Genomic DNA, 908 nt, shown 5'->3' on the forward strand with positions numbered 1-908 from the left:
CAAAACTGCGCATTGAACAGAACGTTAAAATACCTAGTGGTTATTGGATAGACTGGGGTGGACAGTTTGAGCAATTGCAATCTGCCTCACAACGATTACAGATTGTAGTACCCGTGACGCTACTTGGCATTTTCTTATTACTATTTATGAGTTTTGGCAGGGCAAGAGATGCATTGCTTGTGTTTACAGGCATTCCTTTGGCTTTAACTGGCGGTGTTTTTGCTTTGTGGATCCGGGATATCCCATTATCTATTTCGGCAGGTGTCGGGTTTATTGCCTTATCAGGGGTGGCGGTGCTCAACGGCCTTGTGATGATTACATTTATCAATAAGCTTCATGAACAGCAAAAATTTTATTTAAAAGATGCTGTATTGCAAGGGTCACTGGCTCGACTCAGACCGGTCCTTATGACGGCATTAGTGGCCTCTTTGGGATTTGTGCCAATGGCACTGGCAACAGGCACTGGCTCTGAAGTGCAACGACCTTTGGCGACGGTGGTGATTGGGGGAATTATTTCATCGACTTTTCTGACGCTTTTAGTATTGCCCGGTTTGTATTATGTGTTTCATGAGCGGCGAAAAAAGGGATAATCCCACAGGGAGGCGAAGACTAAACCGCCTTTGACTCAGTTCACCTCAGCCTGGGAAAATAAGCGAGATAAAGAATAATGATAATTGCTATTAAGCCGAAAAAGGACAAGAGAAAACCAACAGTTCCTAATATATAGGTTTTTCTTTGCATGTGTTGATGGTGCGTCAACACCAGTAAACAGATTCCTAAAAGAAAGACAAAGCTTGCGATGAGCAAAGGCATATGGACGAATAGAACATTCATTGTTACTCCCCGAAGTAGGTGATTTTTAATTAGTGTAAGTTAATTTTCTTACGAGTACAAAAAAACGCTCTCTG

General features: G+C 42.4%; 2 protein-coding genes. One reads left to right on the forward strand and one right to left on the reverse strand.

Annotation, left to right across the window (positions count from 1 at the left end):
* Positions 1-590, forward strand: a 590-nt coding sequence (locus tag A8O27_RS18140; RefSeq protein WP_211269274.1) for an efflux RND transporter permease subunit, incomplete at its 5' end; no start/stop codon positions are given.
* Positions 591-630: 40 nt separating this feature from the next.
* Here the strand turns inward: A8O27_RS18140 and A8O27_RS18640 are convergent.
* Positions 631-834: a hypothetical protein gene (locus tag A8O27_RS18640; protein WP_082642512.1), complete on the reverse strand. Its 204-nt coding sequence runs from the start codon at positions 832-834 to the stop codon at positions 631-633.
* Positions 835-908: the final 74 nt, after the last annotated feature.

Origin of the sequence: Legionella bozemanae, assembly GCF_001648595.1 — a bacterium.
Taxonomy (GTDB): Bacteria; Pseudomonadota; Gammaproteobacteria; order Legionellales; family Legionellaceae; genus Legionella; species Legionella bozemanae.